This window comes from Nocardiopsis sp. CA-288880 (genome assembly GCF_050955985.1).
In the GTDB taxonomy this organism is placed as follows: domain Bacteria; phylum Actinomycetota; class Actinomycetes; order Streptosporangiales; family Streptosporangiaceae; genus Nocardiopsis; species Nocardiopsis tropica.
In genome coordinates, this window is sequence record NZ_CP192105.1 from 2,663,249 (window position 1) to 2,679,072 (window position 15,824).

Genomic DNA, 15,824 nt, shown 5'->3' on the forward strand with positions numbered 1-15,824 from the left:
GGCTGTGTCAGAGGCCTTCCAGGCTAGAGCATCCCGCCCCCGTGCTCCCGGGGATCAGGCTGTGGCGGCGGACGCGCGGGAGGGCGATCGGGGGGCGCGGAGGGCTTCACAAACGGGGGGTGGGCGTGCCACCCTGGCTCTAAGGCCTAGTGGCCTAGCCACTGAACCATTTGGAGGTTGCTGTGGGGACCCGACGCACCGCTCACGAACTCCTCGACCTCGTCCTGGACACGGGCTCGTACGCCTCCTGGGACACCGCGCCCGCCGACGTGCGCCCCGACCCGGCCTACGCCGGAGCACTGGCCGACGCGCACACCGCGAGCGGGTGCGACGAGGCCGTCCTCACCGGGGAGGGGCGCCTGGGCGGGCACCGCGTCGCCGTCGTGGCCAGCGAGTTCGGATTCCTCGCCGGCTCCGTCGGGCTCGCCGCGGCCGAACGGCTCCTGGACGCCGTCGAACGCGCCACCGCCGAGGGGATCCCCCTGCTGGCCGCACCCGCCTCGGGCGGCACCCGCATGCAGGAGGGGACCCGCGCCTTCGTGTCCATGGCGCCGATCGCCGCCGCCATCACCGCGCACAAGGCCGCCGGGCTCCCCTACCTCGTCTACCTGCGCCACCCGACCACGGGCGGCGCGCTCGCCTCCTGGGGCTCCCTGGGGCACCTGACCGCGGCCGAGCCCGGCGCCCTCATCGGCTTCCTCGGCCCCCGCGTCTACGAGGCCCTCCACGGCGAGGCCTTCCCCGCAGGGGTCCAGCGCGCGGAGAACCTCCGCCGGCACGGCCTCGTCGACGCCGTCCTGGCCCCGGAGGAGCTGCGCGGGGCCGCCGTCCTGGCCCTCGACGTCCTGCTCGACCGGACCGCCGACGAGGCGCGGCCCCCCACCGCGCCGCCCGCCGTGCCCGCCTCCCGCGTTCCCACCTGGGACTCCGTCCTGCGGTCTCGGCGCGGGGAGCGCCCGGGGGTGCGCGACCTGCTGCGCCACGCCGCCACCGACGTCGTGCGCCTGCGCGGCACCGGGGAGGGGGACGAGGACCCCACCCTCCTGGTGGCTCTGGCCCGGTTCGGCGGACGCCCCTGCGTCCTGGTCGGCCAGGACCGCAGCAGGCAGGGCCCCCGGACCCCGATGGGGCCGGCCGCCCTCCTCCAGGCACGCAGGGGCATGCGCCTCGCGGCCGGGCTCCGGCTCCCGCTCGTCACCGTCATCGACACCGCCGGCGCCGAGCTGTCGGCCGCGGCCGAGGAACGGGGCATGGCGGCCCAGATCGCCCACTGCCTCGCGGACATGGCCACCCTCGGCACCCCCACCGTGTCGGTGCTGCTGGGGGAGGGGACCGGCGGGGGCGCGATCGCGCTGCTCCCCGCCGACCGCGTCCTGTGCGCCCAGCACGCCTGGCTCTCGCCCCTCCCGCCCGAGGGCGCGAGCGCGATCGTGCACCGCACCGTCGACCGCGCGGAGGAGCTGGCCGAGAGCCAGGGCATCGGCTCCGCGGACCTGCTGGCGACAGGGGTGGTGGACCGGGTGATCGCCGAGGCCGCAGACGCCGCCGAGGACGGCGAGGCCCTCTGCGCCCGGGTCGGCGCCGCGGTCGCCCACGAACTCTCGACCCTGCGGTCGCGCGCCGGGGAGGGCCCGGGCGCCGGACGCACCGGGCGCTACCGGCTGCTCGGCGCGGGCGTCTGACCCGGGACCGGACGGCCGGACCGCGTGGACCGGCCGCCGGGGACGCGCCCCCGCGGGGGCGTCCCGCACGACACGCGTGTCCGTCCGGCGCCGGCGGGGAGGCCCGCCCCCCGCCGGGGCCGGCCGGGCACAGGACAGGAAGAACGACACCGGAGGTAGGAACATGGACCGCTCGGAAGGCCCGCTCAAGGGAACCGTGGTCGTGGATCTGTCGCGGGCCCTCGCGGGGCCGCACACCGCGATGCTGCTCGGCGACCTCGGGGCCAGGGTGATCAAGGTCGAGCAGCCGGGCACGGGCGACGAGACCCGCGGCTGGGGCCCGCCGTTCGTCGGACCGGAGGAGGAGCGGATCAGCACCTACTTCCTCTCCTGCAACCGCAACAAGGAGTCCATCGAACTCGACCTGAAGTCCGACGACGGCGTCGAGCAGCTCACCAGGCTCGTGCGCGCCGCCGACGTCCTGGTGGAGAACTTCCGGCCGGGCGTCCTGGACCGGCTCGGCTTCTCCGTCGGCCGCCTGGAGGAGCTCAACCCCCGGCTGGTGGTCTGCTCCATCAGCGGTTTCGGGCACGACGGGCCCGAGGGCGGCCGGGCGGGCTACGACCAGATCGCCCAGGGGGAGGCCGGCCTGATGAGCCTGACCGGCCCCTCCTCCAAGGAGCCGACCAAGACGGGCGTGGCCATCGGCGACGTGCTGGCCGGGATGAACGGGGCGCAGGGCGTGCTCGCGGCCCTGGTGGAGCGGGGCCGCACCGGGCGCGGACGGGTGGTGCGCACCTCCCTGCTCTCCTCCATCGTGGGCGTGCACGCCTTCCAGGGGACGCGCTGGACCGTCGCGCGCGAGGTGCCCTCGGCGCTGGGGAACCAGCACCCCTCCATCGCCCCCTACGGCGCCTTCGCCTGCATGGACGGGATGCTCCAGGTGGCGGTGGGCGGCGAGGCCCAGTGGGCCCGGTTCGCGGGGCTGCTCGGGCTGGACGCCGAGGACCCCAGGTTCCGGGACAACGCCTCCCGCGTCGCCCATCGCGAGGCCCTGATCGCGGAGATCGAGGCGGTCCTCGGCCAGGGGACCCGTGACGAGTGGCTGAGCCGGATCGGCGGGGCCGGGGTGCCCTGCGGCGCGGTGCGCACCGTCGACCAGGTCTACGAGTGGGACCAGACGCGGTCCCAGGGGCTGGTGGTGTCGGTCGAGCACCCCGTGCTGGGCGAGGTCGAGCTGCCCGGGTCGGCCCTGCGGTTCGACCCCCGCGACCCCGGTGAGTCGGAGGAGTTCGGACGCGGCTACCTGCCGCCCCCCGCCCTGGGCGAGCACAACGACGCGGTGCGGGCCTGGCTCGACGAGGTCGAGCGGGAGCGGGAGCCCGCGGCGGAGCCGGTGGGCTGACCCGGAGCTGAACCGGAGCTGACCCGGAGACGGGGCGCGGGTCCTCCGACCGGACCGGCCCGCCGGGGAGCGGGGACCGCGCACGGCCCCCGCCCGGCGAGCGGGCCGTCGAGCGCGGCCCCACCGGCCCCGGCTTGCCACCGGACTCCACGACCACCGCGACAGCCATGCGAACGGCCGTACCGAGCGTCCCCCCGGACGCGGGTGCGGCCGTTCGGCGCGCCCCCGGCGAGCTGCCCCGCGGCCCGCGCCGGTCCCGGAGGTCCCGGCGGACCCGGGCCGGGCACCCGTGTACGCCGCGAGGAGGAACGGCGTCCCCGTGCGCGGGAGCCCGCGCCGGGCGAGGGCACCGCCCAGATCGACAGCCGCACGGCGCCCCGCGTGAGGAAACCCGCGTCGGCGGGGCTGTGGGAGGGGTGCCCCGCGCGACACGTCGCCCCGCGCGAGGGGACCCGAGCCCCCGCACCGTGACGGCTCTCCCGCGTGCGCCGCGCCCCCGCGGCCGGGCCCCGGCGGAACCGTGCGCCCCGGACGGCGACCGCCCGGCCGCCCGGGACCCCTGGTTCCGGGCGCGGGTCCGCCCCCGGCGGCGAGCCCCCGGGGGTTCCGGGCACCGGCGGGCCTTGGATCGGTGACGGACCGGCCCGCTTCGGGGCGGCCCGTATCCGGTGCCGATCCGGGCCGCCCCCTCCGACAGGTTTTCGATTCGTGTGCCCGGGCCGGGTCTCCCGTCCCCCGGGGCGAGTGCGCGCCGGGCCGTCGCGGGGGCCCGGATCCGGTCCGACCGCAACCGCGAAATCCCCTTCCGACCGTCCCACGGCGGGTCCATGATCGGCAGCACTTCGACGCCGGTCACCGAGGAGGTCGCGACGCACACCCGGCGCGACCGCCGTTCCCGCGCGCCCGGACACGGGCGAGCACCGGCTCCCGACCACCAGAGGACTCCATGACACGAACCACGGAACCACCCGTCACCGACGACGAGACCGGCGGGGGACTGTCCCTGCCCGAACTGGCCACCCCGATCTGGCGGCACTTCGGCGCCCAGGCGGCCGAGGCCACCTGGGCCCGGATCGCCCGCCGCATGCCGGCCCTGGCAGCCCAGGCCGCCGCGCTGGCCTGGCAGAGCAGCCCGCGGGACGTCCTCGCGACGACCGCGCTCAACATCGGCATGGGAGCGGCCACCGCGTGGGCGCTCGTCGCCACCACCGGCGTGCTCGGCGAGCTGTTCGCGGCGGCGCCCACCCCGGACCGGCTCGCGGCCGCGCTGCCCTCCCTGCTGGTGCTCGCCGCGGCCCTGGCGCTGCGCGGGACCTGCTCGGCCGCCGCCGGGCGCGCCCAGGCCCGCCTGGAGCCCAAGGTCGTGCTCACCGCGGAGAGGCGGCTGCTGACCCGGTGCACCGCCGTCGAGCTGCGGGCCTTCGACGACAGCGGCTTCCACGACCACCTCTACCGGTGCTACGCGCGCGGCAGCGACGAGGCGGGCGCGCTGGTCCGCCACACCGCCGACGTGCTCACCGGCACCGTGGGGGTCGCCGCCGCCGTCGGCGTCCTGGGCGTGCTGCACCCCGCCCTGCTCCCGCTGCTGCTCCTGGCCATGGCGCCCCAGTGGTGGGGCTCCTCGGCGGCGGCGCGCATGCGCTACCGGATGATCGTGGCCTTCACCGACGGGCACCGCCGCAAATTCCTGCTCGAACAGATCATGGTGAACCGGGACAACGCGGCCGAGATCCGCTCGTTCACCATGGAGGGGCGCCTGCTCGCCGAGTTCGACAGGGTCGCCGACAGGGAGCTGGACATCCAGCTCGGCCTGGCCACCCGCCAGGCCCTGATCCGGCTGGCGGGCAGCGCCGCCGGCGGGCTCGCCTCCGGAGCCGTGTTCGCGGTGCTGGGGCTGATGCTGGTCGGCGGGACCGTGGAGATCGCCGTCGCGGGCGCGGCCGTGGTCGCCATCCGGGTCGCGCAGGGGGCGCTGGGCAACGCCCTGTCCTCCCTCACGCACGTGTACGAGTCCGGACTGTACTTCTCCGACTTCGTCGCCTTCGAGGAGGAGGCCGCGCTGCGGCTGCCCCCGGCCGAACCGGAACCGGCCCCCGAGGGGTTCGAGGAGATCCGGGTCGAGAACGTCACCTTCACCTACCCGAGCGGGGGGAAGGGGGACGCCCCGGCCCTGGACGACGTCAGCCTCACCCTCCGGCGCGGCCGGACCGTGGCGCTCGTGGGGGAGAACGGCTCGGGCAAGACCACCCTGGCCAAGCTCCTGTCCGGCCTGTACGCACCGGAGAGCGGAAGGATCCGCTGGGACGACACCGACCTGGCCGGGGTGGACGGGACCGGCCTGCGGCGGCGCATCTCCGTCATCGCCCAGGACCACACCCACTGGCCGCTGACGGCCCGGCGCAATGTCGTGATGAGCAGCCCCGGCGGCGACCCCGCGCGCCTGGAGCGCGCGGCCCGCGCCGCGCGCGCCGACACGGTCGTGGCGGAGCTCGCCCACGGGTGGGACACCCTGCTGGACAAGCGGTTCGTGGACGGCGCCGAGCCGTCCGGGGGCCAGTGGCAGCGACTGGCGGCGGCCAGGGGCTTCTACCGGGGCGACGACGGCGACGCCACGCCCCTGCTCATCGCCGACGAGCCCACGGCGGCGCTCGACGCGCGGGCCGAGCACGCCTTCTTCGCCTCCCTGCACGCCCACGCCGGACGCACCGGGGCGGCCGTCGTCCTGATCACGCACCGCCTCGCGTCCGTGCGGATGGCCGACCACATCGTCGTCCTCCGCAAGGGCCGCGTGGTGGAGGAGGGCGCCCACGCCGAGCTGGTGGAGGCCGACGGGCTCTACCGGGAGCTGTGGGACCTCCAGGCCGCCGCCTACCGGTGGTCCGTTCCGGAGAGCCGCCACAGCGCCTGACCCCGGGGGCGGTGGCGCCGTACCCGTCACCGCCCCTCCCGCCCGCGGTCCCGGGGGCGCGCCCCCGGGACCCGTTCGAGAGGCCGGCGCCCCGACCAGGCCGGGCACCAGCGGCGGTAGGGGCAGTCCCGGCACACCCTGCCCGGGGTCGGGGCGTGCTCCAGGTCGCGGTGCCAGGGCCCGGCGAGCCCGTGGACCACCTCCCGCGCCTCGGTCCTGGCCCGGGCGGCGCCGGGATCGACGGTGCGCAGGTCGGCGCCGTCGGGGGTGAGGACCTCCAGTTCGACCGCGGACCCCGGCTCCAGGGGGAGCACCCCGGACGCGAAGAGCAGGACGGCCAGGGCCAGCGCGGGCTCGCGTGCCATGAGCCCGCGCTCGCCCGGGGGCGGGACCGCGGTCGTCGGGGCGACGTCCCGCCAGCTCCAGGCGCCGTCCCGGTGGAGCAGCAGGTCGGGCCTGGCCAGGACGAGGACGTCGGCCCGGGGGTCGTCGGCGGCCACGGTGCGCCCGACCCGGACGTGGCTCCCGGACCGGAGCCCGTCCAGCGGGCAGACCTCGACGTGGGCGGCGATCATGGCGGCGCCCGCGCGGGCCTCCCCGACGCTGGGCGCCCACCCCTCCGCACCCCAGTCCCCGGGGCCGTCGGGAAGGTCGCCGGGTCCGCACGCCCTCCGCGGCCGGCGCCCGTGCAGCCGTTGCAGCCGGGCGCGGACGGCGCGGTCCCGGGGCGAGGCGCCGACCGCCCCGGGCGGCGCGCCCTCCGGCGGGTCCCCCGGGAGGCCGAGGGAGTGGAAGTGGTCGCGCGCGGGACAGCCCCGGAAGCGCAGGCCCGAGGCCGCGGTCCAGGACCTGCGGGGGCGCGAGCGGTCGTGGACGCCGAGGATCCCGGGGGCGGAGGGCAGGCGTCCGCAGCCGGTCCGCACCCCGCACGACAGGCAGTCGGCCCCCGGGGACCGGGCCCCGCCGACCAGGGCGGAGCGCAGGGGCTCCCTGCCCGCGGAGGAGAAGAACCCCTCGGCCTCGCGGGCCGGGGCGTCGTAGAGCACGGCGGTGGAGGAGTCCAGGCACGACGCCCGGACCACCCGCACCCGGTCGGGGGGACCGGCCGGGCCGCCGTGGCGCCCCCGCATGGGGTAGGGGACCCCGCCCCGGTAGCGTCCGGGGCGGCCCGCGTAGGCGTCGCGGTCCACCCCGGAGCCGGTGGCCAGCACGAACGCGGCCACGGCCACCTCCGCGTCGGGGAGGCTCCCCTCGTCCGCCGGGCCCGTGACCGGGACGCGCAGCTCCCGTACCCGCTGCCCGCCGTCCAGGTACGCGTACCCGCGCCCCCGCGCGCACACCTCGTAGGGCCTGGCGTGGGAGGCGCCCCGGTCGGGCATGTACTGCCGCACCCAGAAGTCGGCCACCGGGGCGCGGTCGAGGCCGTCCCTCGCGCGGTCCCCGGCCAGGCCGTCGAGGTAGGACCGCGCGGCGTGGCGCACCCAGGCCAGCAGGCCCGGGTGCGGCGGCGCCACCCGTTCGCCCAGCACGTCGGCGCACCGCCCGCCGGGGGCGGGCAGCACCGAGCACGCGTCCCCCAGCGACAGCCCCCGGTGCTCGACCAGGTCCAGGACGGCGCCGAGGACGGCGGGCGCGGAGTCGGCGGGGGGCGGCGTGCGGGGGGCGGGGTCCCGCCGCGCGGCGTGGTCGGCCTCCGTGCGGCGGAAGGTGGGGCAGCCGCCCGCGGCGAGGGTCGCGGAACTGCTGAAGAGTCGGATGACGGCTGCCTGGCCGTCGCTGCCACGGGTCCGGTCGTTCACGGTGTCCTCCCTGGGAGAAGGGTGGCACGATCCGCGCCGTCCCGCCGGAGGCCTGTGGACGAACTGTCCGGGTGCGGTGGTAGAACACTCGAAGCGGACATCGTTCGCACAAAACTCAGAGAGAACGCAGGCATCCCCCATGTCACGACGCGCCGCCGCCACCCGCTGGGTCGCGCTGCTCGCCCTGCTCACCGCCACCGGCTGCGCCCAGGTCCAGGACGCCCTGGAGTGGTTCGTCTCCCCCGCGCCGACGGTCTCCGGACTGGGCTCCTACGACGAGGTCGACCGCGACGACCCCTTCGGGGGGACTCCCGCCGAGGACTACGCCGAGGGCTTCGAACCGCCCCCGGCCGAGCCCGTCGGCTCCTTCTCCGCCGCCCAGGTGGAGGAGGCCTACGGCCGCACCCGGGACCTCCTGGACGCCGTGTACCTGAACCCCGACGCGGTCTTCGACGAGGACAACAGCGAGTTCACCGGGCTGCTGGGCGAGCAGGCGCTGAAGTGGTACATGAACCACCTCGGCCACGAGAACGGCGACCTGGACAGCCGGCACGTGGTCTTCAACCTCGCCCCCGGAACCGCCGAGCCCATCGGCGACGTGGTCAAGGTGGACGGCCGGATGTGGGCGGAGGAGTCCTCCGAGGGCGGCCCCGACCACCTGGCGGTCAACACCGAGTACACGATCGTCCACCCGGTCGCGCGCCCGGGCGACCCCGTGTCGGTGCGGCTGGTCACCACGCACTACGGCGAGGTGTCCTTCTTCGACACCGGGGACGGGGCCCTGGAGGCGTGGCCGAACTGGTGGCGCGGGACCGGACCGGCCCACTGCGTGGACGGGTACAACGTCGTCCCCGCCTATCCGGACGAGCTCGCCGAGGGGGAGCGGCCCCGGGGGCCGGTCGAGGACGCCTACGACCTGGAGGCCCACCGCGACGGCGACGACGGGTGCGCCGCCATCCGCGGTACCTGAGCGCGACGGGCGCCCCGGACGGGGGACACCGCTCCACGTCCGGGGAAGCTGGGGATAAACCTCCGTAAAAAGTCACTCACGGTGACGTTTTCCCCTCCCCGGGCGGTGCGGCGAAGACCCGTCCGGCACCCCCTCATCATGTTGAATGACGTGCATGATCGTGCGTCGAGTACTTCCCGATGAGATGAACGCCGTCAGCGAACTGCGCGTGATGGCCTACACGGCCGACGGCCTTGTGAACGTGAACCCGGACCACGTCGAGGCGCTGCGGCTCCTGGGGGCGGACGGCCGCGGCGAGGTCCTGGTGGCGGCGGACGACGAACGGCTCCTGGGGACGGTCATGTTCGAGCCGTGGTCACCGGAGAGCGAGATCGCCCGCAACGCGGACGAGGCGGAGATGCGCGCGTTCGCGGTGTCGCCCGGGGCCCGGGGGCTCGGGGTCGGCCGCGCGCTGGTGAACGCCCTCGTCGACAGGGCGCGCGAGGAGGGGGTCTCCCGGCTGCTGGTGTCGGCGCTGCCCGAGATGGTCGCCGCGCAGTACGTCTACCGGGCGCGCGGCTTCCGGCGGGCGCCCGACCGCGACCTGTCCCCGCTGCCGGACGTGGAACTCCTGACCTACGAGCTCGTGGTCAAGGACTGACCGACTGTCCGGGCGCCCGGTCCCGCCGGGGGGCCGGACGCCCGGGCCCCGCTGCCGGGGAAGGCGCGGGGCGGGCGCCTCAGGGGACGGCCGGGACGGGGCGGGCCCGGCGCGCCGCATCGGCCAGGGACGCGCCCAGCGCCCCTTCGCGGATCCGGTCCAGCACCGCGTCGGCGACCGGGTGCCCGGTCAGCCACACGGCCCGGACGAACTCCTCCGGGCACCGCGCGTACCGCTCCCGGTCCGACTCCGGCAGCGGCCGGCCCGCGTCGAGCCGGATCGCGTAGCGGTCGAGCACGGCCCACACCGCCTGGTGCGACAGGGGGTCGGCGTCCGTCCCTCCGCGCAGCCCCCGCGCCCATCCGCCCAGGACGGGGTGGTGCACGTACAGCTGCAGGACGGGGGAGAGGTCCTCGTCCAGCGCCGACAGGACGTCGGCCACCCGCTGCCTGCGGTGCCAGTCGCCGGGCGCGTCGGAGGCCTCGAACAGGTCGCACACGGCGCTCTCGGTGTCGCGGGCGGCCAGCCACCCCTCCACCAGACCCTCGGCGTCCACGGGGCGCCCCCCGTCCGCGAGCGCGAGCACGTCCTCGGCGTCCATCCCGTCGAGGGGCGGGGCGACCGCGACGTCGGCCCCCGACTGCCGCAGCTGGCGCACCGTGAAGTGGTCGCCGAGCCGGGTCACGCGGAACCGCCCTCCGCTAGCGTGCGCCACGGCCCCCAGGGCGGCCAGGGTGTCGAGCACCCGGGCGGCACGGCGCCCGGGGTCCTCGTCCCCGGGGGAGTCCCCGGGGACGAGGACCCCGGCCAGCTGGGCGGGCGTGCGGGGCTCACCGTGCGAGAACAGGTCCGCGAGCAGCAGGAACGCCGTCATCCCGGGCCCGCCGACCATGGTGAGCAGGGCGTCCGCCCAGGCGTCGGCGACGGCGCCCGGGACCTCCTCCGCGACCGCCCGGGCGGCCCGCCCGGGCAGGACGCGCGTGTACGTCGTACGCAGCAGGCCGCCGTGGCGGGCGACGGCGAACAGCGACCGCACCTCGGCGGGCGTCCGACCCAGCGCGGCGGCGGCCCCGGCGGTGTCGGACGGGGTGAGCTCGTCGTCCGCGTCCGAACGGAGGTCTCTGCCGCCGCCCACCCAGGCGGCGAGGCGGACGGCGTCGGACAGCGGGCGACACAGGCGCGCGGCCGCGTCCAGCTCCTCCGGGCGCCCGGGAACGACCGGGCGCGGCGGTCCGGAACCCCCGCCCTCCCCCACGCCGAACCGGTCCAGGAGCGCCAGCACGGCCCGGTCCGCGTCCGCCCCGTCCGCCGGGTCGCGGGCGCCGGAGGGCCCGCCCGGGGAGAGGTCGACCGAGGCGATGGCCCGGCGGAGCCCGCGGGGGCTCTCCGCGGACAGCAGGTCCCCCGTCTCCACCAGGAAGTCGCACCACGTCAGCCAGGTGTCCCTGAGGCCGGCGGGCGTCCGGTCCCAGTGCCGGACGGTGCGGGCGATGTCGTGCACGTCGGCGGTGGACCAGTCGCCGGGGTCGGGCGCACCGGCCTCCAGGTGCGCGGTCAGGAGGAAGAGCAGGGTGTCGGGGTCCAGCACGGGGCGGGGGTCGACGCCCCCGGCCCACTCCAGACACGCGTGCACGGCGGAGTAGATGCGATCAGTCATTGCCCTGTCACCCGAAGTGGTGTGAGTCGCCGAAAGGGCCTCAGGCTAACCGTGCCGCGCGCGGTGGCGCGGGAGAACGCCGAAATCCCCCGCGGGCCGGGTCGGGTGCGGTGGGACGGGACGCGGGACGCGGTCGGGCCCGCCCCCGGGGCGGGCGGGTGCGTGCGTGCGCCCGAGAGGGGCCCCGCGCGGCCCGTCCCGGGGCGCGTCGACCGGCGCAGCCGCCCTGTTTTCTTTGTCGGCAATCCACGTGGAGTTCTGTTTCGGGGGCGTTTTGCCCGCAAGGTCCCGATCCGGCCGCAAGGCGGGCCCTCCCGGGGGTCCAGGTGTCGTTCCGTCGGGAGAGAGTCGCTTTTTCCCCATTGGGGACCCTTCGGGAGCGGTGTGTTTGTTGCGGGCAAAGGGGCTGGGTAAGAGGCGGTTGGGCGTCCCGGAGTGCGGGGATATTTCGATTCCGAGTGCCGCGAACTCTCCCGGGGCGATTGGCGGAAGAATCGAACACCTCTCCGTGTGTTCGGGTTCTTTCCCCGGTCGGGAGGTGTAATTCGCGCAGTCGTCCCATCCGACCTCCGGTCGTGCGAGATGCGCGAATCAGACAATTGGCTGTATGGGAGGAAAAATGAAAGAATACCGCATCGAGACCATCGACGACTTCACCGACCTGCTCCAGCGCTGGTATGCGGCAGACCACGAGGGTTTCGCCACCATGTTCGACGCGGCGGTCGAGAACGTGAAGCCGATCCCGGAGGGGACCGGGGCCGAGGTCCGGCACGACTGGCGAAACAGTACGATCGACGACCTGTGCGACTTCTTCCGCGCCTGGGACAAATGGGAGCCGGGGGTCGACAGCGGGCTCGTCTTCATCGAGAAGTTCAGCTGGCTCAACTACGAGAACGACTACGGGATGGTCTTCGTCACCTCCGGCCCCGGATGTGAGATGACCGCCCTATTCACCGAGTTCCAAGGGCGTTACATGGACTCCGAGAAATCACTCGGGCTCGTGGAGAAGTGGAAGAGGCAGCTCGGGCCGAGGATGGACGACTATGTCGTGCCGCCGGGTGGATTCAGGAACTTCAACGACTTCTTCGTCCGGAGGGTGAAGGACGGAAAACGCCCGGTCGACGCACCCGCGGACGAAACCGTCGTGGTCGCCCCCGCCGACTGCGTCATCAACATGATCGTGAACGAGCTGACCGAGGAGACGCGCATCCCGGTCAAGACGGTCACCATGAACGTCAGGGAGCTGCTCGACGGCTCCGCGTACGCGGGCAGGTTCGTCGGGGGCACCGCTGTGTCCTGCATCCTGATGCCCGACAGCTACCACCGGTACCACTCCCCGGTCGCGGGACGGGTCGTGGAGTCCAACTCCGGGATCGGCGGCGTCTACTACGGCATGCGCGACCTCCCCGGACTGCTCAACGACGGGAACGTGGGCTACGGCCACGACTACAGCATGTTCGAGAGGTTCCGGCGGGGCTACCTCGTCATCGACACGGGGAACGCGGCGCACGGACACGTCGGGATGGTGCCCGTCGGCCTCAACTCGATCGCCTCCGTCGAGTTCCGTCCCGAACTCTCCCGCGTCAGGCCGGAGAACCCGGTCGCGATCGCCAAGGGGGAGGAGGTCGGATGCTTCAAGTACGGCGGTTCGCTGAACATCCTCCTCTTCGAGAAGGGCCGCTTCCCCGCGCTCCAGATGCTCCAGGGCCAGCGCATCGGGCTCCTGGAGGATCCGGGGAAGCCGCGCTCCCTCTTCACCGGACCCGCCGTACGCCGTCCGGAGGCGTTGCGCCCCGACACCCCCGCGAACGGACGCCGCGCCGTCCCCTGAGCGCCGGGAGACGGGCCCCGACCGGCCCCCACACATCAGCGGGTCAGCGGGCCGGCCCCTCCCGGCCCGCCACCGGGCCGGGGCGGAGGCGCCCCGCGCGACCGGCGGCGCCCCGGCCACGGCGTGCGCGGCGCCCCGGCTACCCGCCGGAGGCGACGAGGGTGAGGCGGTGCGCCTCGGTGGGATCGGGACACTCCCAGCGGCGGACCAGCCGTTCGACCGCGGCGGCCGGGACGGGGGACCCCCTGCGGTCCAGGCGCGCCCGCAGCACCCCCGGCGGGGCCTCCACGGACACGATCTCCACCCGGGCCCGGTAGCCGGCGGCCAGGCCGACACACTGGTCGCGCAGCTGGCGGGAGACGTTGGTGGCGTTCCACACGAACGGGCGCCCCGCGCGCAGGTGCTCGCGGGCCCGCTCGTGGGCTGCGGCGGCCACCGGCCGCTGGTCGGCGGTCGGGCGCGCGCCCAGTTCGGTGCGCAGCGCGTCCAGGCTCACGACCGGCGTGTCCGGGAGGTGGCGCGCGATCCAGGTGTCCTTGCCCGCCCCGGGCAGCCCCGACATGACGGTCACCGACGACCGGGTGTCGTCGTGGGCCGCGTAGTCCGGATCGCGGTCGGGCTTGCGGAAGAACCAGAACCGCGCGTGGTCGGAGGGGAACTCGCGCGGCCGGTCCAGGCAGCGCTGCTCGGCGCAGTACTCGCCGTACAGGCCGATGCTTTCCAGGACCTCTGCGGTGTCGCCGCAGTGCCGGCCGAGGATGTCCGCCGTGGCCAGCAGCACCAGGTCGTCGTTGCGTGCGAGCAGGCTCACCCGGAAGGCGATGTGGCGCAGGTCGGGGCGTTCGAGCGCCCAGAACGGCACCTGGTGGTGGCGGACCAGCGCCGCCACGTGCTCGCGCCACCGGGCCGCGGCGAGGCTGTCGGCCTCCGTGGCCCGGCCCGTCCGGGCCGAACCGTCCGGGCCCGCCTCCCACAGAAGGCGGCGCACCATCAGGTCGCCGCGCCGCGAGTGCCCGTGCGCCGTCACCCGCCCGTCCCCGTCCCGGCGCGTGCAGTAGGGCTTGGCGACGTCGTGGAGCAGGACCGCGGCGAACAGCCGCACCCTCTCCGGCGCGGGCCTGGCCCGCCAGGCGGGCAGCCCGGACAGGGCCTCGCAGGCCATCCGGGTGTGCACCTCCACATCGCCCTCGGCATGGTGCACCGGGTCCTGTTCCACCCCCGCCAGGTCGCGCACCCACGGGAACGCCTCCCTGACCCGGTCCCAGTCCAGCTCCCAGTACGGGGGAGCCGGGCACAGCTCAGCGAAGACCCGCATGGAGCACCTCCGGGTCGGCGAGGCCGTTCGCGATCACCGGCCGGTCCAGCCAGTGCGAGCCCGAGTCCAGGACGGCGGCAGTGAACCCGGGGCGCACCCACTTGTACCGGTCGACCGTGCGGCCGCCCTCCTCGGCCTTGACGTACAGGCCTTCCATCAGGTCGGAGCCGTCCCCCTCCGCCAGCGCCCGCTCCGGGTCGGCGCCGCCCGCCACCGCCGCCCGGGCCAGGGCCCCGCGCCAGCCGGCCGTCCGGCAGGTGGAGGCCCCCACCAGGGAGACCAGGTCCTCCAGGCGGTCCAGGGGGCCGGAGTGCAGCACGGGCACCGGCACCACGGGGGTCCCCTCCAGGAGCTCCCTGCGGCGCGGGGTGGACAGGAACGCGTCCTCCCGGGTGTCCAGCACGTCGAACTCGAGGAAGTAATGGGGAAGGGCGTCGTAGAAGACCGTGTGCCTGGCGTACATCCACTCGCCGTAGAGCACGTACCGCTCGCCGAGACGCGGCCACAGCAGGTGGGCGACGGAGGCGGCCCAGGCCTTGAACGGGGCGAACTGCCGCTCGCGGGGCCCGCCCGTCAGGTAGTGGCCGCGGCTCTGCAGCAGGAGCGCGCCCCCGGGGCCGAAGCTGATGCCGGCGTTGGCGCCGTCGAGCTTCTCCTCCACGACCAGGTGCCGGCTGGCCAGCTGCCCGAAGGGCACGGCGGCCAGGTCGTGGTCGCCCGCCTGGAGGCGGGAGCCGCGGATGTGCCGGGTCCGGGGGTACTTGCGCATGGGTGCGGTTCTACACGCCGGCTCCGCCGCGCCGCCACCCGTTTTCCCCGGCGGCGGCCCGCGGGCGCACCCCTGGGCCGGGGCTCGGGGCAGGCGGCGGCGCGAGCCCGGGGAGGCGGCGTCGGCCGCGGCGCGCCCCTCGACCCGGCCGTCCTCAAGGGCCCACCGGGTCCGGTCGTCGGCGTGCTGACGCCGTCACCGGGCCGTCCCCGCAGACCCGGGCCCCGTTCACCCCGACCCGCACCGCGATGACGCCGCGGGTCCGCGGTGCGAACGCGTACGGGAGGGCCGCGGCCCGCCGTCCCGGGCACGGGCTGCGCCGCGTGCGCCGCCGGGGCCGACCGGTCCGGTGCCTCAGCCGCGGGCCAGGGCGCGCAGCTCCTCCAGGCTCGAGGCACGGGACTCGGGGGCGTCGGCGTCCACCCTTCCCCCCTGGGGGTCGTCGACCCTCCCGGCGCAGGACCGGAGCGCCTCCAGCGCGGTCAGCCCCTCACCGCGCAGGCGCACGTGCTCCATCGTCCACCAGCCGCGGGCGGCGTTGCCCGCCGTGTCGGGCGGCAGGAGGGGCTGGAAGTCACTGGCCTCCTCGGTCTCGGAGGCCCACAGGTACCCGATGAGGCGGCCGTCCCGGTGCACGGGGAGGTACAGCACGGGGCCCGCGGTGCTCGGGACGTAGGAGCGGCCGACCAGCACCGGGGCGAGCGCGTCGTCGCTCCACCGGTCGAAGGCCCCCTGCCCGGCGCCCGGCGTACGGGCCGGACCCCCGGCGCCGTCGGCCCCGTGCGACGGGTCGGGGCCGGCCGCGCTCCGGTCCGTGCCGTATCCGTCCTCGGGGGCGCGCCCACCGTCCATGGCCGTCCTCACTTCCT

General features: G+C 75.8%; 11 protein-coding genes. 6 read left to right on the forward strand and 5 right to left on the reverse strand.

All coding sequences use genetic code 11. The annotated features are described in order from the left end of the window. Window positions 1–182 precede the first annotated feature (182 nt). From ACQPYD_RS11385 to ACQPYD_RS11395, 3 genes are all read left to right on the forward strand, one after another. Window positions 183–1,682 (forward strand): carboxyl transferase domain-containing protein, encoded by a 1,500-nt coding sequence (locus ACQPYD_RS11385; protein ID WP_433700956.1) that lies wholly within the window; start codon window positions 183–185, stop codon window positions 1,680–1,682. Between the two features lie 163 nt (window positions 1,683–1,845). Then, the gene (locus ACQPYD_RS11390) at window positions 1,846–3,066 is read left to right on the forward strand and encodes a CaiB/BaiF CoA transferase family protein (protein WP_267949392.1); all 1,221 of its coding nucleotides are present in this window, start codon (window positions 1,846–1,848) and stop codon (window positions 3,064–3,066) included. Between the two features lie 946 nt (window positions 3,067–4,012). Then, window positions 4,013–5,974: an ATP-binding cassette domain-containing protein gene (locus ACQPYD_RS11395; RefSeq protein WP_433700957.1), complete on the forward strand. Its 1,962-nt coding sequence runs from the start codon at window positions 4,013–4,015 to the stop codon at window positions 5,972–5,974. A 26-nt stretch (window positions 5,975–6,000) separates the two neighbouring features. On the opposite strand, the gene ACQPYD_RS11400 is transcribed toward ACQPYD_RS11395, so the two are convergent. Beyond that, window positions 6,001–7,773, reverse strand: a complete 1,773-nt coding sequence (locus tag ACQPYD_RS11400) for a PD-(D/E)XK nuclease family protein (RefSeq protein WP_433700958.1) — start codon at window positions 7,771–7,773, stop codon at window positions 6,001–6,003. Window positions 7,774–7,912: 139 nt separating this feature from the next. Here ACQPYD_RS11400 and ACQPYD_RS11405 point away from each other — a divergent pair, with 139 nt between their 5' ends. Both ACQPYD_RS11405 and ACQPYD_RS11410 read left to right on the forward strand, forming a co-directional pair. Next, the gene (locus tag ACQPYD_RS11405) at window positions 7,913–8,743 is read left to right on the forward strand and encodes a hypothetical protein (protein ID WP_433700959.1); all 831 of its coding nucleotides are present in this window, start codon (window positions 7,913–7,915) and stop codon (window positions 8,741–8,743) included. Window positions 8,744–8,927: 184 nt separating this feature from the next. Beyond that, on the forward strand, window positions 8,928–9,383 hold the full coding sequence (locus ACQPYD_RS11410) for a GNAT family N-acetyltransferase (RefSeq protein WP_433702019.1): 456 nt from the start codon (window positions 8,928–8,930) through the stop codon (window positions 9,381–9,383). 79 nt (window positions 9,384–9,462) lie between these two features. Here ACQPYD_RS11410 and ACQPYD_RS11415 read toward each other — a convergent pair whose 3' ends face one another. Next, window positions 9,463–11,040 (reverse strand): hypothetical protein, encoded by a 1,578-nt coding sequence (locus ACQPYD_RS11415; RefSeq protein ID WP_433700960.1) that lies wholly within the window; start codon window positions 11,038–11,040, stop codon window positions 9,463–9,465. Between the two features lie 619 nt (window positions 11,041–11,659). Between ACQPYD_RS11415 and ACQPYD_RS11420 the strand changes: the two genes are divergently transcribed. Next, window positions 11,660–12,871 carry a phosphatidylserine decarboxylase gene (locus ACQPYD_RS11420; RefSeq protein WP_433700961.1) on the forward strand — a complete coding sequence of 404 codons (1,212 nt, stop codon included), beginning with the start codon at window positions 11,660–11,662 and terminating at the stop codon, window positions 12,869–12,871. A 139-nt stretch (window positions 12,872–13,010) separates the two neighbouring features. On the opposite strand, the gene ACQPYD_RS11425 is transcribed toward ACQPYD_RS11420, so the two are convergent. From ACQPYD_RS11425 to ACQPYD_RS11435, 3 genes are all read right to left on the reverse strand, one after another. Continuing rightward, window positions 13,011–14,186, reverse strand: coding sequence for an AAA family ATPase (locus ACQPYD_RS11425; RefSeq protein ID WP_433700962.1), 1,176 nt, complete (start codon window positions 14,184–14,186; stop codon window positions 13,011–13,013). After that, window positions 14,170–14,955, reverse strand: coding sequence for an RNA ligase family protein (locus ACQPYD_RS11430; protein WP_433700963.1), 786 nt, complete (start codon window positions 14,953–14,955; stop codon window positions 14,170–14,172). The genes ACQPYD_RS11425 and ACQPYD_RS11430 overlap by 17 nt, the downstream gene beginning before the upstream one ends. Before the next feature lie 354 nt (window positions 14,956–15,309). Further along, a complete protein-coding gene (locus tag ACQPYD_RS11435; protein WP_433700964.1) occupies window positions 15,310–15,807 on the reverse strand; it encodes a hypothetical protein in 498 nt (165 codons plus the stop codon). Window positions 15,808–15,824 lie beyond the last annotated feature (17 nt).